The 20886-nt window shown below is 71.2% G+C and carries 18 protein-coding genes and 4 tRNA genes; 10 read left to right on the top strand and 12 right to left on the bottom strand.

Annotated features, from left to right (window positions below; genetic code table 11):
• The 5 genes from AB0F29_RS26930 to AB0F29_RS26910 all read right to left on the bottom strand — a co-directional run.
• Positions 1–2025 (bottom strand): DEAD/DEAH box helicase (locus AB0F29_RS26930; protein WP_361876821.1); only part of this gene is annotated, 2025 nt, incomplete at its 3' end.
• Positions 2026–2264: 239 nt separating this feature from the next.
• Positions 2265–2849 (bottom strand): hypothetical protein, encoded by a 585-nt coding sequence (locus AB0F29_RS26925; protein WP_361876818.1) that lies wholly within the window; start codon positions 2847–2849, stop codon positions 2265–2267.
• 309 nt (positions 2850–3158) lie between these two features.
• On the bottom strand, positions 3159–3545 hold the full coding sequence (locus AB0F29_RS26920; protein ID WP_361876815.1) for a CrcB family protein: 387 nt from the start codon (positions 3543–3545) through the stop codon (positions 3159–3161).
• On the bottom strand, positions 3542–4060 hold the full coding sequence (locus tag AB0F29_RS26915) for a CrcB family protein (protein WP_361876812.1): 519 nt from the start codon (positions 4058–4060) through the stop codon (positions 3542–3544). The genes AB0F29_RS26920 and AB0F29_RS26915 overlap by 4 nt, the downstream gene beginning before the upstream one ends.
• Positions 4057–4407, bottom strand: coding sequence for a metallopeptidase family protein (locus AB0F29_RS26910; RefSeq protein WP_012380216.1), 351 nt, complete (start codon positions 4405–4407; stop codon positions 4057–4059). The genes AB0F29_RS26915 and AB0F29_RS26910 overlap by 4 nt, the downstream gene beginning before the upstream one ends.
• 112 nt (positions 4408–4519) lie before the next feature.
• Here AB0F29_RS26910 and AB0F29_RS26905 point away from each other — a divergent pair, with 112 nt between their 5' ends.
• The 4 genes from AB0F29_RS26905 to AB0F29_RS26890 all read left to right on the top strand — a co-directional run bounded on the left by AB0F29_RS26905 (position 4520) and on the right by AB0F29_RS26890 (position 6527).
• Positions 4520–6163, top strand: a complete 1644-nt coding sequence (locus tag AB0F29_RS26905; RefSeq protein WP_361876809.1) for a metallophosphoesterase — start codon at positions 4520–4522, stop codon at positions 6161–6163.
• A gap of 80 nt (positions 6164–6243) precedes the next feature.
• Positions 6244–6316, top strand: a tRNA-Glu gene (locus AB0F29_RS26900).
• 38 nt (positions 6317–6354) lie between these two features.
• Positions 6355–6429: transfer RNA gene (locus tag AB0F29_RS26895), tRNA-Asp, on the top strand.
• Between the two features lie 21 nt (positions 6430–6450).
• Positions 6451–6527: transfer RNA gene (locus AB0F29_RS26890), tRNA-Phe, on the top strand.
• A gap of 121 nt (positions 6528–6648) precedes the next feature.
• On the opposite strand, the gene AB0F29_RS26885 is transcribed toward AB0F29_RS26890, so the two are convergent.
• Positions 6649–7506, bottom strand: a complete 858-nt coding sequence (locus tag AB0F29_RS26885) for an NmrA family NAD(P)-binding protein (RefSeq protein ID WP_361876806.1) — start codon at positions 7504–7506, stop codon at positions 6649–6651.
• Positions 7507–7704: 198 nt separating this feature from the next.
• Here AB0F29_RS26885 and AB0F29_RS26880 point away from each other — a divergent pair, with 198 nt between their 5' ends.
• On the top strand, positions 7705–8292 hold the full coding sequence (locus AB0F29_RS26880) for a TetR family transcriptional regulator (protein ID WP_361876804.1): 588 nt from the start codon (positions 7705–7707) through the stop codon (positions 8290–8292).
• A gap of 128 nt (positions 8293–8420) precedes the next feature.
• On the opposite strand, the gene AB0F29_RS26875 is transcribed toward AB0F29_RS26880, so the two are convergent.
• The 3 genes from AB0F29_RS26875 to AB0F29_RS26865 form a co-directional block, all read right to left on the bottom strand.
• On the bottom strand, positions 8421–9311 hold the full coding sequence (locus AB0F29_RS26875; RefSeq protein ID WP_361876801.1) for a cytochrome c biogenesis CcdA family protein: 891 nt from the start codon (positions 9309–9311) through the stop codon (positions 8421–8423).
• On the bottom strand, positions 9308–10117 hold the full coding sequence (locus AB0F29_RS26870) for a thioredoxin domain-containing protein (protein ID WP_361876798.1): 810 nt from the start codon (positions 10115–10117) through the stop codon (positions 9308–9310). The genes AB0F29_RS26875 and AB0F29_RS26870 overlap by 4 nt, the downstream gene beginning before the upstream one ends.
• Positions 10118–10181: 64 nt before the next feature.
• Entirely contained in the window at positions 10182–10442 is a 261-nt protein-coding gene (locus AB0F29_RS26865) for a hypothetical protein (RefSeq protein ID WP_361876795.1), read from the bottom strand.
• A gap of 408 nt (positions 10443–10850) precedes the next feature.
• Here AB0F29_RS26865 and hrpA point away from each other — a divergent pair, with 408 nt between their 5' ends.
• From hrpA to AB0F29_RS26850, 3 genes are all read left to right on the top strand, one after another.
• The gene (hrpA, locus tag AB0F29_RS26860) at positions 10851–14819 is read left to right on the top strand and encodes an ATP-dependent RNA helicase HrpA (protein WP_361876792.1); all 3969 of its coding nucleotides are present in this window, start codon (positions 10851–10853) and stop codon (positions 14817–14819) included.
• 127 nt (positions 14820–14946) lie between these two features.
• A tRNA-Asp gene (locus AB0F29_RS26855) sits at positions 14947–15021 on the top strand.
• 174 nt (positions 15022–15195) lie between these two features.
• Positions 15196–15498, top strand: a complete 303-nt coding sequence (locus AB0F29_RS26850; RefSeq protein WP_361876789.1) for a DUF6274 family protein — start codon at positions 15196–15198, stop codon at positions 15496–15498.
• Positions 15499–16062: 564 nt separating this feature from the next.
• On the opposite strand, the gene bldC is transcribed toward AB0F29_RS26850, so the two are convergent.
• Both bldC and AB0F29_RS26840 read right to left on the bottom strand, forming a co-directional pair.
• The gene (gene bldC, locus AB0F29_RS26845) at positions 16063–16269 is read right to left on the bottom strand and encodes a developmental transcriptional regulator BldC (protein WP_003949541.1); all 207 of its coding nucleotides are present in this window, start codon (positions 16267–16269) and stop codon (positions 16063–16065) included.
• 677 nt (positions 16270–16946) lie between these two features.
• On the bottom strand, positions 16947–17792 hold the full coding sequence (locus AB0F29_RS26840; protein ID WP_361876786.1) for a hypothetical protein: 846 nt from the start codon (positions 17790–17792) through the stop codon (positions 16947–16949).
• A 174-nt stretch (positions 17793–17966) separates the two neighbouring features.
• Here AB0F29_RS26840 and AB0F29_RS26835 point away from each other — a divergent pair, with 174 nt between their 5' ends.
• A complete protein-coding gene (locus tag AB0F29_RS26835) occupies positions 17967–19049 on the top strand; it encodes a Glu/Leu/Phe/Val dehydrogenase dimerization domain-containing protein (protein WP_361876783.1) in 1083 nt (360 codons plus the stop codon).
• Positions 19050–19339: 290 nt separating this feature from the next.
• On the top strand, positions 19340–19597 hold the full coding sequence (locus AB0F29_RS26830) for a DUF3073 domain-containing protein (protein WP_007447468.1): 258 nt from the start codon (positions 19340–19342) through the stop codon (positions 19595–19597).
• 183 nt (positions 19598–19780) lie between these two features.
• On the opposite strand, the gene purM is transcribed toward AB0F29_RS26830, so the two are convergent.
• Positions 19781–20854, bottom strand: a complete 1074-nt coding sequence (gene purM / locus AB0F29_RS26825; protein ID WP_361876780.1) for a phosphoribosylformylglycinamidine cyclo-ligase — start codon at positions 20852–20854, stop codon at positions 19781–19783.
• Positions 20855–20886 lie beyond the last annotated feature (32 nt).

The following is a 20886-nucleotide window of genomic DNA, read 5'->3' as shown; positions in this document are numbered from 1 at the left end:
ACGGTTGAACGCGGGACGGTCGTTGTCCCGACGCTCGAACGAACGGCCACCACGGTCATCACGACGGTCGCCGCCGCCACCAGAGCGGAAACCACCCGACGGACGCTCGTCACGACGGTCACGGTTGAACGCGGGACGGTCGTTGTCCCGACGCTCGAACGAACGGCCACCACGGTCATCACGACGGTCGCCGCCGCCACCAGAGCGGAAACCACCCGAGGGGCGCTCGTCACGACGGTCGTTGCCGCCGCGGTAGCCGCCACGGTCGCCACCGCGGTTGTCGCGGCGCTCGTAGTTGCCCCGATCGTCGCGGCGCTGATCGTCGCGGGCGGCCGGCTGCTCCGGCACGGAGACGGCTGCCACGAGGGCGGCCTCGGCCTCGGCGGCGACCTCGGCCACCGCGGCCTCGGGGTCGTCGCCCCGCTCGCGCGCGGCGCGGGCGACCAGGCGGTCGGCCTCCTCGCGCAGCTCGACGGCGCGGCGCTGGACGCGCTCCAGCTGCTTCGTCAGGTCGGCGGCCTCGCGCTCGGCCTGCTTGGCGGCGTTGTTCGCGGAGTCGGCCTGGACCTCGGTGAGCGAACGGGCGCCGGTGATCTCGGCGACCTCGGGCTCGAAGACACCCGCGCCCTGGACGATGTGGCGCGAGGCGTCGACGCCCGCGTCCTCCATCAGGCGGAAGATCTGGCGGCGCTGGTGCGGAAGCGCCAGCGAGACGACGACACCGGACTTGCCGGCGCGGGCGGTACGGCCCGAGCGGTGCAGGTAGTCCTTGTGGTCACCGGCCGGGTCCACGTTCAGGACCAGGTCGATGCCGTCGACGTGGATACCGCGGGCGGCGACGTCGGTCGCGACGAGCGCGTTGACGTAACCCTTCTTGAAGTCCTCCAGGACCCGCGTACGGGCGCCCTGGGTCATGCCGCCGTGCAGCGCGTCGGCCTTCACGCCGGACTCGATGAGCTGCTCGGCGATGCGGTCGGCGCCCAGCTGGGTGCGGACGAAGATGATCGTGCGGCCCTTGCGGGCGGCGATGGCGGCCGTGACCGGCGCCTTGTCCTTCGGCTTCACGACGAGGACGTGGTGCGACATGGTCGTGACGTTGCCCTGGGCGCTGTCGACCTCGTGCGTCACCGGGTTGGAGAGGTAGCGCTTGACCAGCGTGCCGATCTCGTTCTCCATGGTGGCGGAGAAGAGCATCCGCTGCCCCCCACCGGGGATCTGGTCGAGCAGCTCGGTGACCTCGGGCAGGAAGCCCAGGTCGGACATCTGGTCGGCCTCGTCGAGGACGGCCACCTGGACGCTCGCCAGGGAGCAGGCGCCGCGGTTGATGATGTCGCGCAGCCGGCCCGGGGTGGCGACGAGGACGTCGACACCGCGCTCCAGCGCGTAGATCTGGTTGCCCATCGACGTACCGCCGCAGACGACCTTCATCTTGAGGCCGAGCACGTCGCCGTACGGCTGCAGCGCGTCCGCGACCTGCATCGCGAGCTCACGGGTCGGGGTGAGGATGATGCCGCGCGGCTTCTTCTTCTCGGTGGTGCCACCGGAGAGCGAGGCCAGCAGCGGCAGACCGAAGGAGAGCGTCTTGCCGGAGCCCGTACGGCCGCGGCCGAGGATGTCCTTGCCGGCCAGGGCGTCCGGGATGGTCGCCGCCTGGATCGGGAAGGGGGCCGTCACACCGTTCTGCGCGAGCTTGCGGACGATGCCCTCGGGCAGACCCAGGGAGCCGAAGGTGATGGTCGGCTCGGCGTCGGCCTCGTCGGCGGTCTCCTCGGCGGAGTCCGCGATCTCGGCCGCGGGAGCGGCGATCTCCTCGGCGGGGGCGTCGGCCTGCTCCTTGGCGGGGGCGTCGGCCTGCGTGTCGGCAGTTACGTCGGTGATGAAGTCGGCGACGGACTTCTCGGCGACGACGGTCTTCTCCGCGACGACGGTCTTCTCGGCGGCCGGGGCGGTCGCGCCGGCCGGGGCCTCGGTCACAGCGGCCTCGACGAGCTCGATGAGCTCGGCGTTGTCGACGTTCTCGGGCATGACGGTGTGGTCAGAACTGGAAATTGACATGCGAAATGCGAAACCTTCCGGAGTCTCGGCACGCGCCCATAACTCCGTGATTCGCAATTTCGACCGCCTCAATGCGGTCCAGCCACGGCAAGGGAGAGTACGCGCCACACGGCGCTCTTCTGTGTCGGCGCCGGGCAATGGGATCAAACGATCTACTACCATACGCACTCTCACCCACATTGCGCAAACCAGCCTCCGAAGACCCCCGGCTAAACCGGCCCCACCTGCGGCGATGCCTCCGGGGTCCGCAGCGGCCGGGCGGCCTCCGGTCCGCTCATCGCATGGGCCCGCAGCTGCGCGGCGGGCGAGGCCGAGGGAGCCGGCTCCGGTGGATCGGTGGGCTCCGGCTCGGGCTCCGGGTCCGGGTCCGGCGTCGGCGAGGACGGCGGCTCCGGGGTGGTCGGCGGCGGCTCCCCCGGCCCCGGCGCCGAGGGCGTCGGCGAGGGCGGGGGGCCGCCCCGGGTGGGCACGGGCGCGGCCGGTTCGGGGCGCGGGTCCTCGGGGGTGACCGACGACACGGCACCGGAGGCGTCCGGGCTCGGGCCGCTCCCGGGAACGGCCCGGTCCGAGTGGGGATGGACGCCTCCGACGCGGCCCCCGACCCGCCCTCCGGTCCGTCCGGAGCCGGGAACCGTGTCCCCGGCCGGGTCGGCGGCGGAGCCCTTCGGGCCGGCGGACCGTGAGGGCTCCGGCGCCCCGGCACCGTCCTCGCCGACGCTCATACAGCCGGTGGACGCGGCGATCGTCAGCGCGGTGACGGCTGCCCAGCGGACAGGGGCGGACAACTGGCGCACGAGTGGCACCTCCGGGGCGAGGGGGCGGAGAGCGGGGGCGCAGGGCGGTAGCAGAGAGCCCGGCGCGGGGGCGGAGCGGGTACAGGAGCGAGGAACGGAAACAGGAGCGAGCGGTACGGCGTCGCACCGTGTCCAACTCCCCCGACCCCGCCGGAGACACGCCCGAAACTCCACCCGCCCGCGCGACGGCCGGCGAAGCGCCCCCGGAACACCACGCCCGGCACCGCCGGACGAGCGCGCTCGACGGCTGTCGAACGGCCCGGACACCAGGCCCGAGCACCCCGCCCGCCGGGAACAGCGGGACAGCCCTCAGGGCGTGTCCCGGCCCCCGAACCCACCGGTCAGTTCCGCCCCCAGGAACACCGCGCCCAGGCCCGCCAGCAGCGATGCCAGGACATGGGCCGCGGCCAGGAAGGTCCGGCCCGTCTCGGCCAGGCGGAGGGTCTCGTACGAGAACGTCGAGTACGTCGTCAGCGCCCCGCACAGGCCCGTCGCCAGCAGGGCGTGCGCCGGGGAGGACACCGCGGCGCCGGTCAGCAGCCCGAGCAGCAGACTGCCCGCCGTGTTCGCGGTGAAGGTGCCCCACGGGAAGACGTACGGGACGCCCGGCCCCTGGTGCGCCTGCACCGCACGGTCCGTCAGATAGCGCAGCGGCGCGCCCACCGCCCCGCCGATCGCCACCAGCAGCCAGTTCACGCGGCCCGCCCCTCGCCCCGGGAACCACGGGAACCACGGGAACCACGAGAGCCCCCGAAGCCACGGGGGCCCCGAGGCCCCCGGTCCAGCCAGGTCCTCGTCCCCGCGGCCGCCGCCCACACCGCCCCGAGCGCGGCCACCGCCGTCGCCGCCGCGTACGCCAGGGCGGTCAGGGCCTCCTGACGCACGAGGAGGTCCGAGACGCCGGCCGCGTACGTCGAGAAGGTCGTGAAGCCGCCGAGCACGCCGACGCCGAGGAAGGGCCGCACCAGGGGGTGGGTCACCCGGCCCCGCTCGACGGTCAGCACCATCAGCACGCCGATCAGGGCGCAGCCGCTCACGTTGACGGCGAACACCGTCCACGGGAAGCCGCCCGCGCCGGGCCACAGCACCAGGGCCCCGTAGCGGGCGAGCGCGCCGAGCGCGCCGCCGGCCGCGACCGCCGCCAGCGCGCGGCCGTGCGGGGCGGCGGGCGGGCCGGGCTCGGGCAGCTCCCGCGGGGCCCGCTCGTTCACCCGTAGCCCAGGGCGTGCAGCCGCTCGTCGTCGATGCCGAAGTGGTGGGCGATCTCGTGGACCACGGTGATCTCGGTCTCCGCGACGACGTCCTCCTGCGTCTCGCACATCCGCAGCGTCGGCCCCCGGTAGATGGTGATCCTGTCGGGCAGCACCCCGGCGTACCACTCGCCCCGGTCGGTGAGGGGGGTGCCCTCGTAGAGCCCGAGCAGATCGGGGTCGCCGGGCTCCGGTTCGTCCTCGACGAACACCGCCACGTTGTCCATCAGCCGTGTCAGCTCCGGCGGGATCCGGTCCAGAGCCTGGCTCACCAGCTCCTCGAACTGTTCGCGCGTCATCTCCAGCACCCGGCCATTGTCCCGTACGGGGGCGGGGTGCGGGCAGATGGCGACCGAACCGGACTCATGACCGGGCGGGCCGCCCGGCATGGTGGAGGCCGTACCGGGGCATACGGGCCCAATGGTCCGCGTCCCGTTCCGTGCCGCAGCCGACCGCGTCCGGCACCGCCTCAGCCAGCTCGTCGGCCCGAAGTCCCGGGGCCGCGACACCGCCGACACCCGGCCCCGTACCCCCGCCGGCACCGGCGCGGCGGCCTCCGGCGACCTGACGGGCCCCGCCCGCCACCCGTACCTCCGCGCCCTCGGCATGCTCGCCGTCGTCGTGCTGGGGGCCTGGCTGGGCCTGCTCGCCGTGGGCTCGATCCGTACTCCGGTCGGCCCCATGGACACCAACATGACGCTGCGCCCCTCCCTGACCGGCGGCAGCAAGATCAACGTGTCCCCGCTCGGCGCCCTGGAGCTGGACTCCCACACCGCGCCGCTCCGGCTCGACGTGGACGTGGACCGCCTCGACCCCGAACGCTCCCAGGCCCTGGTCGACCAGCCGGAACGGTTCGCCGGACTCCAGGACGAGGTCACCCGGGACGTCGCCGCCGGCACCCGGGAGCTGGCCGTACGCTCCTGTGTCGCCGTCGTCTCCGGCGCGACCGCGCTCGGCCTCGTCGTCTACCGCCGCCCCCGTCGCGCCCTGGCCGCCGGCGGGCTCGCCCTCACCCTGCTGGCGGCGTCCGGTGTCAGCGCGTACGCCACCTGGAACCCGAAGTCCGTCCTGGAGCCGAAGTTCTCCGGGCTGCTCTCCAGCGCCCCGTCCCTGGTCGGCGACGCCCGCTCCATCGTCACCGAGTTCGACATCTACCAGCAGGAACTGGCCCGCCTGGTCACCAACGTCACCAAGCTCTACGACGCGACCTCCACACTCCCCGTCTACCAGCCCGACCCGGGCACGATCCGGGTCCTGCACGTCTCCGACATCCACCTCAACCCGGCGGCCTGGCACATCATCGCCTCGCTGGTGGAGCAGTACGAGATCGACGTCATCGTCGACTCGGGCGACACGATGGACCACGGCTCCGCCCCCGAGAACGGCTTCCTCGACCCGATCCGCGACCTCGGCGCGCCCTACGTCTGGGTGCGCGGCAACCATGACTCCCCCATCACCCAGGCCTATCTGAAGAAGTTCAAGAACGTGAGCGTCCTCGACGACGGCAACGCCGTGAACGTCGGCGGGCTGCGGATCGCCGGCACCGGCGACGCCTCCTTCACCCCGGACCGGACCGCCCCGGTCGGCGGCAAGGAGGCGGCCCAGCTCGAAGGCGCGCGGCTGGCCTCCGCGCTGCGCGACCAGGAACGCGCGGGCACCCCGGTCGACATCGCCGTCGCCCACGACCCGAACACCGCCCGGGAGACCGACGGCACGGTCCCCCTGGTGCTCTCGGGCCACCTGCACCGCCGGATCAACGAGCAGCTGAAGCTCGGCACGCGGCTGAAGGTCGAGGGCTCCACGGGCGGCGGCGGGCTGCGCGCCGTGCAGAACGACAAGCCGGAGAAGGTGCACGCCTCGGTGCTCTACATGGACCGCTCGACCCGTCGGCTCCAGGCCTGGGACGAGATCACGCTGGGCGGTCTCGGACTGACGACCGCCGAGGTCAGCCGCCACCTTCCGGAGGAGAACCTGAAGAAGGACGCCCCCGGCTCGCCCACCCCGTCGCCGCCCTCCTCGCCCTCCGACACCCGCTCCCCGGCGCGTCCCGCCCCCTCGCCGTAAACCGTTTTGGCGATAGCTCCGCCCATCCCATATGCTTCTCACGTCCCCGACGCGCTGCGAAGCGAACAGGCGGGCCAATAGCCCTCATCGTCTAGTGGCCCAGGACGCCGCCCTTTCAAGGCGGTAGCACGGGTTCGAATCCCGTTGGGGGCACGTTTCACCGTGTGCGAGACTTGTTTCGCACACCGCTTGGTCCTGTGGAGCAGTTTGGAGTGCTCGCCACCCTGTCAAGGTGGAGGCCGCGGGTTCAAATCCCGTCAGGACCGCTGCAGCCCCAGTGGCTGCGTGGCTGGGTAGCTCAGTTGGTACGAGCGATCGCCTGAAAAGCGATAGGTCGCCGGTTCGATCCCGGCCCCAGCCACCACAGAAGCGCCTCGGACGGAAGTCTCGTCCGAGGCGCTTCTCATGTGCTGGGGAGAGTCGGGGCGTCGCCGGCGACGAGTCCCCGATCCAGGGCGCGGAGCTGATGCCCCTGCCCAGCCGCTTCATTCCGTCTCTCGTTCGAGGAGAGCGTGGAATCCACGCGGGGGCTGCCCCGTGAGGCGCTGGACGGTGTCGGTGACGCGGTCCTCCGCCCCCTCGGCGATGGCACGGTCCATGCCGGCCAGCAGCAAGGCGAACTCCAGCGGCACGTGCGCCGCGAGGCGGTCGCGCATCTGCTCGTAGGAGAGACGGCGGTGGTCCACGGGCCGGCCGGTGACCCGGGTGATGGTGGTGGCGATGTCGTCGTAGCTGAGCGCCTCCGGCCCGGTGAGGACGAGATCGGCGTTGGGGGCGTGTTCGTCGGTCAGAGCACGGACGGCGACGGCCGCGATGTCCTCGGCGTCGACGAAGCCGACCCGGCCACTCCCGGCCGCGGTCCAGATGGCGCCTTCTTCGCGGATGCTCACGGCGTGCGCGTGCGTGCCGGTGAAGTTCTGCATGAACCACGAGGGCCTCAGCACCGCCCACTGCTCGAACAGACCGGGCAGGGCCCGGTGCACGGTTCCCGCCGCCGGGCCGCCCTCGGGGATGGCCGAGGAGCTGAGGAGCACCGCACGTCGCAGGCCGGCGGCGCGGGCCCGCCGGAGAAAGGGCATCATGACCGCCCCCGGGTCGGCGTCGCCCACGGGCGGTATCAGGTAGACGCGGTCGGCTCCGTCGAGGGCGGCGGCATGCGTGGCGGGCTCGTACCAGTCGAAGGCGACGGACTGTGCGCCGGGGACGTCGGCGGCACGACGGCTGGCGGCTCTGACGCGGTGGCCGGAGGCCGACAGTCGCGCCGTGGTGCGGCTGCCGGTGGTGCCGGTGGCACCGATGACCAAGGTGGTGCCGGGGTCCGAGGTGGTGCCGGTGGTTGCCATCGGCTGCTCCTGATGAAATCGGTGCCGGGTTCGAGGACGGCGAGGGGGGAACTACGAGCTGTGGCGGTAGAGGTCCGCCGGAGAGGTCGGGGCGGACCTCGACGCGGACGTGGGTACCCTCCATCCCACGAGGATGTGGACCGCAGGTCCGCTTTTACGATACGGACCCACGGTCCGCTTTGCAATGGGAGGTACGGCATGCCCGAGCGCAAACCCCGCAAGGATGCCGCCCGTAACCGGCAGGCCGTCCTGGCGGCCGCCGACGCTCTCTTCGCCCGCTGCGAGAGCCCGGACGGTGTCACTTCGGCCGCCGTCGCAGCAGCGGCCGGCGTCGGTAAGGGCACGCTCTTCCGGGCCTTCGGCGACCGCCCCGGACTGCTGCGCGCGCTGTACGAAGCACGGCTGGAGCCAGTCAGGGAGGCCGTCGAAGCCGGACCTCCGCCCTTGGGCCCCGCGACTCCGCCGCGGCAGCGCGTACCCGCCCTGCTCGACACCCTCCTGTGCTTCAAGCTCGACAACCGCCGCCTCATGCTGGCCCTGGAGGAAGGCGGGAGCAGCAGCCCGTACCAGGCCGATCATTACGAACGCTGGCACGGCCTGCTGGCCGCCATGCTGGAGCAGATTCCCGGCCTGACCGACAGCGATTTCACCGCTCACGCCCTGCTCGCAGCCGTCCGAGCCGATCTTGTCGAGCATCTGGCCGGACATGAGTGCGGGTCACGCGAGAGGATGCGGGCGCAGTTGGCGAACTTCACTGCCAGGGTCCTGGGCTCCGCCTCTTCCTGAAGTTCCCCCAGCGGGGACCGGCGGGGACCGGCGGGGACCGGCGGGGACCGGCGGGGACCGGCGGGGACCGGCGGGGACCGGCGGGGACCGGCGGGGACCGGCGGGGACCGGCGCGGCGCATCGCCGTGTCACACCTTCTGGGTCTCCCCGGTTCCCTCGGTCTCCTCGGACTCCTCGGCCGTCTCCGTCGGTACGTCCGTACCGCGCCGGCGCAGGGCCCTGGCTCCCAGGGCCAGCAGCACCACCAGCACCACGGCGCCCAGCAGCACCCCGTCCGGCACCTGTTCGCCCAGGTTCCGCGCCCACTGCTCGACCTCGAACGACGCGTCGACCCCCAGCAGACCGGGCAGCGCGGTCGTCCCGTCGTACACGAGGAACAGCACGCCGAGTCCGATGAAGAACAGCCCCGACAGCAACGACGTGGTGTGCAGCTCGAACCGGCCGAGCCGGACGGCACGGCCGCGCAGCCAGGGCCGGCGGCCGAGGTCGAAGCGCTCCCAGAGCAGGGCGAGGAGGAAGAGCGGTACCGCCATCCCGAGTGCGTAGACCGCCAGCAGCAGCCCGCCGTAGACCGGGCTGCCGGAGACCGCCGCGACGGTCAGGACGCTGCCGAGGATCGGGCCCGCGCAGAATCCGGCAAGACCGTAGACCGCTCCCAGGGCGTAGACGGAGAACGCCGTGGTGGGGCGGATCCGGCCGCTGAGGGCCGCGATCCGCCGGGACGCGAAGCCGAGCCCGACGATCTGCGCGACGCCGAGCACGATGATCAGCCAGCCCGCGCCCGTGACGAGGGCGTCCCGGTGGCCGTAGAACAGCCGTCCCGCGTAGCTGCCCGCCGCGCCGAGCGGGACGAGGGTCGTGGCGAGCCCGGCGTAGAAGATTCCGGTGCGGGCCAGCAGCCGGGAGGTGGAGTCGATGGAGTACGCGAAGAAGGCCGGCAGCAGCAGCGCGCTGCACGGGCTGACCAGGGCGAGCAGCCCGCCGAGGAAGGCCGCGAAGTAGCCGATGTCCGCCGTCACTTGGCGGGGCCCTCGGCGTCGTTGCCCGCGTTGCCGGTGTCCTCGCCGGTGGCCTTCGCCTGCTCGGCGGCGCCCTCGATGGCCTGCTCGAACGTCTCGTCCGGCTGCGCTCCCGCGATCGGGCGGCCGTTGATCAGGAACGACGGAGTGGAGGTCGCGCCGATGCTGTACGCCTGCTCCTGGTCCTTCTTGACCGCCGCACGGGCCGCGTCACCGTCGAGGTCCTTCATGAACCGGTTCAGGTCCTTCACCCCGGCCTCCTCGGCAAGCGCCTTGACCCGGTCCTTGCCGAAGCCCTTCTCTTTCGCCCCTTCGGCGTAGGCGGCGCCGTGGAACTCCCAGAAGCGGTTCTGCTGCCCGGCGGCCCAGGCGCCGCGCGCGGCGTTCTCGGACTCCTCGCCGAAGATCGGGAAGTTGCGCCACTCGATGCGCAGCGTCCCGTCCTCCACGTACTTCTCGATCAGCTTCGGCTCGGTGTCCCGGGCGAACTTGCCGCAGTAGCCGCACTTGAAGTCGGCGTACTCGATCAGGACGACCGGGGCGTCGGCGCGGCCGACGGCCAGCTTGTCGTCGGCGTCCCGGCGGGCGAGCTTCGCCAGCTCCGGGTAGACGCCCTCGTTCGGGTCGGCGGAGACCTCGGCGGCCGGGGCGGACGAGGTGTCCGGGGCGGTGTCGTCGGGGGCGGTGGCCCGGTACGACGCGAAGCCGAGGAGACCGGCGGCCACGACGGTCACGGCGCCGTAGACCAGGGGCTTGCGGGAGGAGGACTTCCGACCCGTGGGGGCGGGCTTCTTGGGCGTGGGCATGCGGCACTCCGGGCTGTGGGTGCGGGAGGGGAAGGGAAGGGCGCGGGTCGGGCGGGTGCCCGGCCTACACCCGCAGCACGGAGAGTTCTACGGGGGTCGGGGTGTACGGCGCCGGGGCGCGGGCCCGGGTGCCGGGCGGCGGCTCGGCCGACAGCGCGCCCGTCGCGGCGGGCAGCCCCCAGGGGGCGAGGCCGGGCGCCAGGTCGTGCCCGGAGCGGGCGCGGGAGGGGACGGCGGGCTCGCCGTCATGGTCGCGGAGCTTCCCGCAGCCGGGGACCGGGGTGCCCGCGTCGGCGGCCTCGGCGGCCACCGGGGCGGACGGCATGTCCCGCGCTCCGGTGGCCCCTGGTGCGAAAGCGGAAGGCACGGAAGCCGAAGGCACCGAAGCCGAAGGCACCGAAGCGGAGGGCACGGAAGCCGAAGGCACGGAAGCGGAGGGCACGGAAGCCGAAGGCACGGAAGCGGAGAGAGCCGAAACAAAGGCGGCCGGGGCGGAGGGAGCCGGAGCCCCGAGCGCGGCCGCCGGGAGCGCCGCCGGTCCGCACAGCAGCCCCACGACGACCGCGAGCAGCGCCGTCAGGCTCCACCACTGCGTACGGGACACGGGACCGGGCCTTTCCCCCTGGAAGCGGGGCTGAGCGTTCGACTGCCCGAAATGGTACGTGCCGCGTGACGCAGCCCGCGCGAAATGAGGTCGCCACTCCGAGCGCCCGGGTGAGATCCTGGGAGCCGTATGTCTACTTCCTTCGCCGATCTCCAGTCCCAACTCGGACAGCTCTCGCTCCGTGACGCGAACCGGCTCGGCCGGCGCCTCGAAGGAGCGCGCCGCATCCGCAAGCCCGAGGCCCGCCAGTCCGTACTGGACGAGATCGCGGCCGACGCGGCCAGGGCGGCGACACGGCTCGCGGCGCGCGCGGCCCGGCTGCCGGCCCTGTCGTACCCGGAAGAGCTGCCCGTCAGCCAGAAGAAGGACGAGATCCTGGAGGCGATACGCGACCACCAGGTCGTGATCGTCGCCGGGGAGACCGGGTCCGGCAAGACCACGCAGATCCCCAAGATCTGTATGGAGCTGGGGCGTGGCGTCCGGGGCATGATCGGGCACACCCAGCCCCGGCGGATCGCCGCCCGTACGGTCGCGGAGCGGGTCGCGGACGAGCTGAAGACGCCGCTGGGCGAGACGGTCGGCTGGAAGGTCCGCTTCACCGACCAGGTGAACCCGGAGTCGACGTATCTGAAGCTGATGACGGACGGCATCCTGCTCGCCGAGATCCAGACGGACCGCGAGCTGCTGGCGTACGACACGATCATCATCGACGAAGCCCACGAGCGGTCCCTGAACATCGACTTCCTGCTCGGCTATCTGGCCCGGCTGCTCCCTAAGCGCCCTGACCTGAAGGTCGTCATCACCTCGGCGACCATCGACCCGGAGCGGTTCGCGCGCCACTTCGGCGAGGCGCCGATCGTGGAGGTCAGCGGGCGGACGTATCCGGTGGAGGTGCGGTATCGGCCACTGCTCGAAGGGGCCGACGAGGATACGGCGGACTCCGACCGCGACCAGATCACCGCGATCTGCGACGCCGTCGACGAGCTGGGCCACGAGGCCCCGGGCGATGTCCTGGTCTTCCTCTCCGGTGAGCGCGAGATCCGGGACACGGCGGACGCGCTGAACAAGCGCAACCTCAGACACACCGAGGTGCTCCCCCTCTACGCACGCCTCTCCCACGCCGAGCAGCACCGGGTCTTCCAGCGCCATACGGGTCGCCGCATCGTGCTGGCGACCAACGTGGCCGAGACCTCGCTGACGGTCCCCGGCATCAAGTACGTGATCGACCCGGGCAACGCCCGTATCTCCCGCTACAGCCACCGCACCAAGGTCCAGCGACTGCCGATCGAGCGGATCTCCCAGGCCAGCGCCAACCAGCGCAAGGGCCGCTGCGGCCGTACGTCGGACGGCATCTGCATCCGGCTGTACTCGGAGGACGACTTCGTCACCCGGCCGGAGTTCACCGACCCGGAGATCCTGCGGACCAACCTGGCCTCCGTCATCCTCCAGATGACCGCCGCCGGGCTCGGCGACATCGAGAAGTTCCCCTTCATCGACCCGCCGGACCACCGCAACATCCGCGACGGCGTGCAGCTCCTCCAGGAGCTGGGCGCGCTTGAGCAGGGCGAGAAGTCCCCCCAGGAGGGGAAGAAGGGGCAGCGTCTGACGCCGCTCGGGCGCAAGCTCTCCCAGCTGCCCGTCGACCCGCGCCTGGCCCGGATGGTCATCGAGGCCGACAAGAACGGCTGCGCCCGCGAGGTCATGGTCATCGCCGCCGCGCTCTCCATCCAGGACCCGCGCGAGCGGCCCGCGGAGAAGCAGACCCAGGCCGACCAGAACCACGCCCGGTTCAAGGACGAGACCTCCGACTTCCTGGCGTATCTCAACCTCTGGGCCTACGTCCGCGAGCAGCAGAAGGAGCGCGGCTCGTCCTCGTTCCGCCGGATGTGCAAGCAGGAGTATCTGAACTTCCTGCGCATCCGCGAATGGCAGGACATCTACGCGCAACTGCGTACGGTCGCCAAGCAGATGGGCATCACCGTCGAGGAGCCCAAGGCGGAGGGGTCCATCCCCGAGCAGGCGGTGCACACCTCGCTGCTGGCCGGGCTGCTGTCGCACATCGGGCTGAAGGACACCGAGAAGAACGAGTACCTGGGCGCGCGCAGCGCCAAGTTCGCGATCTTCCCCGGGTCGGCGCTGTTCAAGAAGCAGCCCCGGTTCGTGATGTCGGCGGAGCTGGTGGAGACCTCCCGGCTGTGGGCGCGGGTCAACGCCAGGGTCGAGCCCGAATGGATCGAGCCGCTGGCCGGGCATCTGCTGAAGCGCACCTACAGCGAGCCGCACTGGGAGAAGGACCAGGCTGCGGTGATGGCGTTCGAACGGGTCACCCTCTACGGGGTGCCTATCATCGCCCAGCGCAAGGTCAATTTCGGCCGTATCGACCAGGAGGCCTCGCGGGATCTGTTCATCCGCAACGCCCTGGTCGAGGGCGACTGGCGCACCCACCACCAGTTCTTCCATGACAATCGCAAACTCCTCGGTGAGGTCGAGGAGTTGGAGCACCGCGCCCGCCGCCGCGACATCCTCGTGGACGACGAGACGCTGTTCGACTTCTACGACCAGCGGATTCCCGAGCACATCGTGTCCGGGGCGCACTTCGACTCCTGGTGGAAGAACAAGAAGCGTGAGGAGCCGGACGCGCTCGACTTCGAGCGCTCCATGCTCATCAACGAGAAGGCCGGGGCCGTCACCAAGGACGACTATCCGGATTCCTGGCGGCAGGGGAAGCTCAAGTTCAAGGTGACGTACCAGTTCGAGCCCGGCGCGGACGCGGACGGCGTGACCGTCCACGTACCGCTCCAGGTGCTCAACCAGGTCACGTCCGAGGGCTTCGACTGGCAGATTCCGGGGCTGCGCGAGGAGGTCGTCACGGAGCTGATCCGCTCGCTGCCGAAGCCGATCCGCCGGCACTACGTCCCCGCCCCGAACTACGCGGACAAGTTCCTGGACCGGGCGGTCCCGCTCCAGGAGCCGCTGCCGTTCACCCTGGCGCGGGAGCTCCAGCGGATGGTCGGCGTGCCGGTCACGGCGGACGACTTCGACCTCTCCCGGGTCCCGGACCATCTGAAGATCACGTTCCGGATCGTCGACGAGCGGCGGCGGAAGGTCGCCGAGGACAAGGACCTGGAGGCGCTCAAGCTCCAGCTGCGGCCGAAGGCCCGGCAGGCGCTCTCCCAGGCCGCGGCGGCGACCGCAGGGCCCTCCGGAGAGTCCATCGAGCGGTCCGGGCTCACCGACTGGACGATCGGCACGCTGGACAAGGTCTTCGAGACGCGTCGTGCCGGGCAGCCGGTCAAGGCCTATCCGGCCCTCGTCGAGCAGGAGGGAGCCGCGGCGGGCACCGTGGCCGTACGCCTCTTCGACACCGAGGCCGAGCAGCAGCAGGCGATGTGGCGCGGCACCCGGCGGCTGATCATGCTGAACATCCCGGTGCACCCGGCGAAGTTCGCCTCGGACCGGCTCTCCAACCAGCAGAAGCTGGCCCTGTCCCGTAATCCGCACGGCTCGGTCCAGGCCCTCTTCGAGGACTGCGCCACCGCCGCCGCCGACCGGCTGATCGCCGCGCACGGCGGACCGGCGTGGGACGAGAAGGCCTTCCGGACGCTGTACGACAAGGTGCGCGCCGATCTGGTGGACCTGACCGTCCGCACCATCGACCAGGTCCAGCAGATCCTGGCCGCGTGGCAGGCCTGCGAGCGCCGGCTGAAGTCGACGAACAGCCTGACGCTGGTGGCCAACGTCACGGACGTGCGCGAGCAGCTGGCCCGTCTCGTACCGCCCGGTTTCGTTACGGCCACCGGACTGCGCCGGCTGCCGGACCTGATGCGCTACCTCGTGGCGGCCGACCGGCGGCTCCAGCAGATGCCGACGGCCGTCCAGCGGGACACCACGCGGATGGCGAAGGTCCACGAGATGCAGGACGAGTACGCCTGGCTGCTCGAACAGCTGCCGCAGGGCCGGCCGGTGCCGCAGGAGGTGCTGGACGTCCGCTGGATGATCGAGGAGCTGCGGGTCAGCTATTTCGCCCACGCGCTGGGCACCGCGTTCCCCGTCTCGGACAAGCGGATCGTCAAGGCGATCGATGCCCTCGCGCCCTGACGCGGGGGGCCCACGGGGGCTCGTGGGACGGTGACGGTGTCACCACCAGGAGTGAAGTCGACCTGGGCCTCCCACCTCCTGTACAGTCTGGTTTCGCAGCAAGCCGCAAGGCAAGCGGCGAAAACCTGGTCCTGTGGAGCAGTTTGGAGTGCTCGCCACCCTGTCAAGGTGGAGGCCGCGGGTTCAAATCCCGTCAGGACCGCAGTAGAAGAAAGCCCGGATCGTTTCGATCCGGGCTTTCTCGCGTCCTGCCCCACGTCTTGACGACTCCATCCGGCGGGGGTACCCCGGAGGAGCAGAGGCTGGCCCTGCCCCTCGGCGTTCCTCGGCGCCGCACACGGCGGGGGACGGCCGGGCTCACCGGGAGGTGGCTTGTATGTCCGCGTCCACGGCACGACATGAGACCCGCGCGCTGCTGCGCGCCCACCTGGCGGCCGCTTCGGCCTACCGCCACCTCACCCGGCACTGCGCGGTCTGCCATCGCCTCCTGCGGCTCGCCATGGAGCCCGGGGGCGACGGGGAGCCGCGAGCCTCCGGGAGCCCCTCGAGTGCCCCGCAGGAAGGCGTCGGGGGCCAGGCCTCCGCCGGACGGCCCGAGGGAGACGAGGCCGGGGCCGGGGCCGGGACCGAAAGGGCGGGGACCGAAAGGGCGGGGACCGAAAGACCCTCCGCGACATGACCATCGGCCGGGTGCTTCCGCGTTCGGTCAGTGGCAGTCTGGAAGTTGGCAAGCGCCGGACGGTGTGACGGTAGTCACCGAAAGAGTTTTCAGACCGGGGGATTTTACGCCTCCCCTACAACTGGTGAATTTAATATGTGCAATTGCACGGGGGTGACGGGCTGACGGGGACCGTTCCGTCCGGGGCTGTCCCCACGCGTCCGGGACGCTCACCCACACTCCCGCACAGACCCGCCCACAGACCCACGAAGGCCCCCGTCAGCGCCCTGAAGCCGACCGACCGCCCGGTTCTGATCCCCGGCCGCCCCGAGGGCCGGGAGAGGCCCGGGAGCGACCGGGGAGGGCCGTCCGGGGCACAAAAAAGATCGCGCTGGACCCGGCGGAGTCCAGCGCGATCGATACGACGGCACCCGTAGGACACAGGTATGACGCCCGTTGGGGCAGGCGTCCGTCGAGTGGAGCTATGGGTGGGCGGCTGGGGTTGGGGGACCTTGCAGCTGCCCGGATGGTGATGCTGTGCTGCTGTATTGCCGTGCTGCTGTGTTGCTGCGGGGCAGGGGTGTGTCAGGCCTCGCTGCGCTGCTGCGGAATACCCGCAAGCAGTGCGCGGACCTCGGCCTCGCGGTACCGGCGATGTCCACCGAGCGTGCGGATGGACGTGAGCTTGCCAGCCTTGGCCCAACGGGTGACCGTCTTCGGGTCCACGCGGAACATCGTGGCAACCTCAGCCGGGGTCAGCAGCGGCTCGGCATCAGGGGTGCGAGCGGTCATGAGCGGCCTCCTCGGGAGAACCGAACCTTCTCGGTTCTTTCCTCTAAATTCTGCACCTTGACCCGCGTTGCCCGAAATGGCGGACGCGGGCCGAGTCGGTTATAGGACGAACGGCTTGTCCTCGGCACTACAACTACACCATCCGTCCAGCCACGTCGGCCAAACCGATGGAATTGCCCTCCCAGGTGTTCATCAGCGACGGAAGCCGATGGACCATGCCATAGCGGACAGTCACGCCCCAGTAACGATCAGTCACAGAGCGATCAGGAGCCGTCAGACCACCCATAGAGTGCAATGTCGAGCATTCTGCCCTTACTTGGACAGAAGGAGCCCTCCCCGGACTCCTTGTCCTATTTTGGCATGAGGGGTAGGGATAGGCGCAAGGGCCCCGTTAGTGCTGTCCATCACGCTTGAGGCAAAGGCCCGGTTCAGGACGTAGGTCCTAGGCCCAGCGGAGTACGCTTCCGCCCCACACATCGCACGTGCCACACAGGACTCAGGTTCACGGCCCGTCAACTGTTTGCCGAGCCCCGCTTCGTCGCCCTCCGTCGAGGCGACCCGGCTTCCTCCTCCTTCCGTACGCTCCGGCCTCGCGGCCTGCCCGCCGGCCCCTCGGCCGTCCTGGATGAAGGATGCCCCGGTTCCATCACCTTGATGCCACTGTGGGCCTTTTCACGTCAATTGATGAACTGGAGGTCCCGGACCGCCCGCCAGCGCTCCGCGAGCCGCGCGTACGCCTCCCCCGCGCCCTCGCCGTCGCCGTCCCGCAGCGCGGCGAGCCCCTCCGCCACATCCGCCGCCGACCGGTCCCCGGCGAGCCGCTCCGCCGGCAACGCGTGCACCAGGCCTCCGTAGTCCAGCTCGATCAGGGAGCGCGGATGGAACTCCTCCAGCCAGCGCCCCACGTCCACCAGGCCCTCGGTCAGCGGGCCTTCGGGAACGTGTCCGCGCAGCGTCCGCAGCGCCCGCGCCAGCCGGCGCCGGGCCTCGACCATCGGGGTGCGGTAGCGCAGCACGGCCCCCGCCCCCTCGGCGTCCGCCGCCACGTACTCCCGCTCCTCGTCGCGGAAGAGGACGAACCAGCGCACCGGGACCTGCCACACCGTCGTGCGGATCCAGGGCCTCGCGTCCGGGTGGAGCCGCTGCCAGCGCTCGTGATCCGCCGCCGCCTGACCGCGCACCACCGCGGGCAGCACGACGTCGAGCACGTTGGCCGGAAACATGCCCTCCAGTTCCTCCAGGGCCAGCCAGCCCCGCAACCTGGTCCGCCACGGGCAGACGCACACCACCCCGTCCAGCTCCGCCACGAACGCGTCGCCGCTCTCGCGCACCGGCACCCCGACCGGCGGCGTCGACGCCAAGTCGGCCAGCGAGCGACGCAGTTCGTCCTGGGCCGTGGGAAGGTCCTCGCGCCGCGCGTAGCGCGCCCAGTGACTCCGTTCGGGCTCGGCGAACGCGGCGAGCGGCTCGTAGATCCGGAGGTAGGACGTGTAAGGGACGAGCAGCGAAGACACCACCGACATGCAGCGCATCGTGTCACGGCGGTACACCCCCAGGGGGTGATCCTCCGCACCGGGGCGGATCCGCGCCGCCGGAGGACTTACGCTCTTGCCCATCGGACCGGCCGTGCCGGTCGGTCCGGGGCCCTCCCCACCCCCAGGAGGGTCTCCGCCGCTTCGAACTTGGGAGTCACCACAGTGACCGATGTGACCGACGGCGTCCTGCACACCCTGTTCCACTCGGATCAGGGAGGTCACGAGCAAGTCGTGATCTGCCAGGACCGTGCCACCGGCCTCAAGGCCGTCATCGCCCTCCACTCCACCGCCCTGGGCCCGGCCCTCGGCGGCACCCGCTTCTACCCGTACGCCACCGAGGCGGACGCCGTCGCCGACGCGCTGAACCTGTCGCGCGGGATGTCGTACAAGAACGCCCTGGCCGGTCTCGACCACGGTGGCGGCAAGGCCGTCATCATCGGCGACCCGGAGAGGATCAAGAGCGAGGAACTCCTCCTCGCCTACGGCCGGTTCGTCGCCTCGCTCGGCGGCCGCTACGTGACCGCCTGCGATGTCGGCACCTACGTCGCCGACATGGACGTCGTCGCCCGGGAGTGCCGGTGGACCACCGGCCGCTCCCCCGAGAACGGCGGCGCGGGCGACTCCTCGGTGCTCACCGCGTTCGGCGTCTTCCAGGGCATGCGGGCCTCGGCCCAGCACCTGTGGGGCGACCCGACGCTGCGGGGCCGCAAGGTCGGCGTCGCCGGGGTCGGCAAGGTGGGCCACCACCTCGTCGAGCACCTGCTCTCCGACGGGGCCGAGGTCGTGATCACCGACGTCCGCGAGGAGTCGCTGCGCCGGGTCACGGATCTGCACCCCGAGGTGACTGTGGTGGCGGACACCGACGCGCTGATCCGCACCGAGGGCCTGGACGTCTACGCGCCGTGCGCGCTCGGCGGCGCGCTGAACGACGACACCGTGCCCGTGCTCACCGCGAAGGTGGTGTGCGGCGCGGCCAACAACCAGCTGGCGCACCCGGGCGTCGAGAAGGACCTGGCCGACCGGTCGGTTCTCTACGCGCCCGACTACGTGGTCAACGCCGGCGGCGTCATCCAGGTGGCCGACGAGCTGCACGGGTTCGACTTCGACCGGTGCAAGGCGAAGGCGACGAAGATCTTCGACACCACGCTGGAAATATTCGCACGTGCGAAGGCGGATGGGATTCCGCCGGCCGCGGCGGCCGACCGGCTCGCCGAACAGCGGATGGCGGAGGCGCGCACCCGCTGACCGTGTGGCCCTCGGCCGCCCCTACGGCCCGCCGGCCGGCGAGACAAGACTCACGCCGGTCGGCGGGTCGTACCTCCACAAGAGGTTAAAATCGCAGTTGACCAGGGAGGACGGGGCTCCTCGCTGGCCCTGTGTCGGGACCTGAACGCGGGCGGCGTACCGTATGGCCACGGAAGCAGGTACCGTTAAAGCTCTACGGGCGCGGTCTCTCTGTCGAGAGTCCGTCCCGAAACATGAACGCGTGTCAAGACTCTGGGGCCGTCGAGCCCCGTCACCGAGGGGGTCGAGCCATGGGGCGCGGCCGGGCAAAGGCCAAGCAGACCAAGGTCGCCCGCCAGCTGAAGTACAGCAGCGGCGGGACAGACCTGTCGCGTCTGGCCAATGAGCTGGGCGCATCGCCTTCGAGTCAGCCACCGAACGCAGAGCCGTTCGAGGACGACGACGAGGAAGATGACCCGTACGCACAGTACGCGGATCGCTACAACCAGGACGATGACGAGGATCAGGACGATCAGTCCGGTCCGTCGTCACAGCGCCGCGGCGCTTGACCTCGCGCTGACACATCAACCCGGTCCGGGCCTGTCCCGGGCCGGGTTCTGTGTGTCCCGGTCCGGATTCCCACGTGTCGTGCTGCCGGTGGTGCGCCGGGCGTGCTGCCGGTGGTGCGCCGGGCGTGCTGCCGGTGGTGCGCCGGGCGTGCTGTCGCCCCGCGCACCACGGCGTGACGGGGCCTAGCGGGCGTAGTCGCCGGTCAGCTCGGCGCCCGTGGTGTGCTCACCGCGGTCGGTGATCTCGCCGGCGACCCAGGAGTCGACCCCGCGGTCGGCCAGCGTCGTCAGCGCGGCGTCCACCGAGTCGGCCGGGACGATCGCGATCATGCCGACGCCCATGTTGAGCGTCTTCTCCAGCTCCAGCCGTTCGACCTGACCGGCCCTGCCGACCAGGTCGAAGACCGCGCCGGGCGTCCACGTGGAGCGGTCCACGGTGGCGTGCAGGCCGTCCGGGATCACCCGGGCCAGGTTGTTCGCCAGGCCGCCGCCGGTGACGTGGCTGAAGCCGTGCACCTCGGTCGTCCGGGTGAGGGCCAGGCAGTCCAGGGAGTAGATCCGGGTGGGCTCCAGGAGCTCCTCGCCGAGCGTGCGGCCGAACTCCTCGACCTCGCGGTCCAGAGCCCAGCCGGCCCGGTCGAAGACCACGTGGCGGACGAGCGAGTACCCGTTCGAGTGAAGACCGGACGACGCCATGGCGATCACCGCGTCACCCTTGCGGATACGGTCCGGGCCGAGCAGGCGGTCGGCCTCGACCACGCCCGTACCGGCTCCGGCGACGTCGAAGTCGTCCGGGCCGAGGAGACCCGGGTGCTCGGCCGTCTCGCCGCCGACCAGGGAGCAGCCCGCCAGGACACAGCCTTCGGCGATGCCCTTCACGATGGCCGCGACACGCTCGGGGTGCACCTTGCCGACGCAGATGTAGTCGGTCATGAACAGCGGCTCGGCGCCGCAGACGACGAGGTCGTCCACGACCATGCCGACGAGGTCGTGGCCGATGGTGTCGTACACGCCCATCCGACGCGCCAGGTCCACCTTGGTACCCACACCGTCGGTGGCGGAGGCGAGCAGCGGGCGCTCGTAGCGCTTCAGCGCGGAGGCGTCGAAGAGGCCGGCGAAACCGCCGAGACCGCCGAGGCCGGCGACCTCCGGCCGCTGCGTCTTCTTCACCCACTCCTTCATCAGCTCGACGGCACGGTCACCGGCTTCGATGTCGACGCCGGCCGCCGCGTAGGAAGCACCTGTTGTCTCAGACATGGCCTGGGATCTTTCGTGTGGAGATACGGGGC

Source organism: Streptomyces sp. NPDC026589, from assembly GCF_040638385.1.
GTDB lineage: Bacteria > Actinomycetota > Actinomycetes > Streptomycetales > Streptomycetaceae > Streptomyces.
This window is presented reverse-complemented; position numbering and strand designations above follow the sequence as displayed.

Coding starts and splice junctions, on each gene's coding strand:
- AB0F29_RS26905 (WP_361876809.1), top strand. CDS start 4,520: ATGGTCCGCGTCCCGTTCCGTGCCGCAGCCGACCGCGTCCGGCACCGC.
- AB0F29_RS26885 (WP_361876806.1), bottom strand. CDS start 7,506: ATGGCAACCACCGGCACCACCTCGGACCCCGGCACCACCTTGGTCATC.
- AB0F29_RS26880 (WP_361876804.1), top strand. CDS start 7,705: ATGCCCGAGCGCAAACCCCGCAAGGATGCCGCCCGTAACCGGCAGGCC.
- AB0F29_RS26870 (WP_361876798.1), bottom strand. CDS start 10,117: ATGCCCACGCCCAAGAAGCCCGCCCCCACGGGTCGGAAGTCCTCCTCC.
- AB0F29_RS26865 (WP_361876795.1), bottom strand. CDS start 10,442: ATGCCGTCCGCCCCGGTGGCCGCCGAGGCCGCCGACGCGGGCACCCCG.
- hrpA (WP_361876792.1), top strand. CDS start 10,851: ATGTCTACTTCCTTCGCCGATCTCCAGTCCCAACTCGGACAGCTCTCG.
- AB0F29_RS26850 (WP_361876789.1), top strand. CDS start 15,196: ATGTCCGCGTCCACGGCACGACATGAGACCCGCGCGCTGCTGCGCGCC.
- bldC (WP_003949541.1), bottom strand. CDS start 16,269: ATGACCGCTCGCACCCCTGATGCCGAGCCGCTGCTGACCCCGGCTGAG.
- AB0F29_RS26840 (WP_361876786.1), bottom strand. CDS start 17,792: ATGTCGGTGGTGTCTTCGCTGCTCGTCCCTTACACGTCCTACCTCCGG.
- AB0F29_RS26830 (WP_007447468.1), top strand. CDS start 19,340: ATGGGGCGCGGCCGGGCAAAGGCCAAGCAGACCAAGGTCGCCCGCCAG.
- purM (WP_361876780.1), bottom strand. CDS start 20,854: ATGTCTGAGACAACAGGTGCTTCCTACGCGGCGGCCGGCGTCGACATC.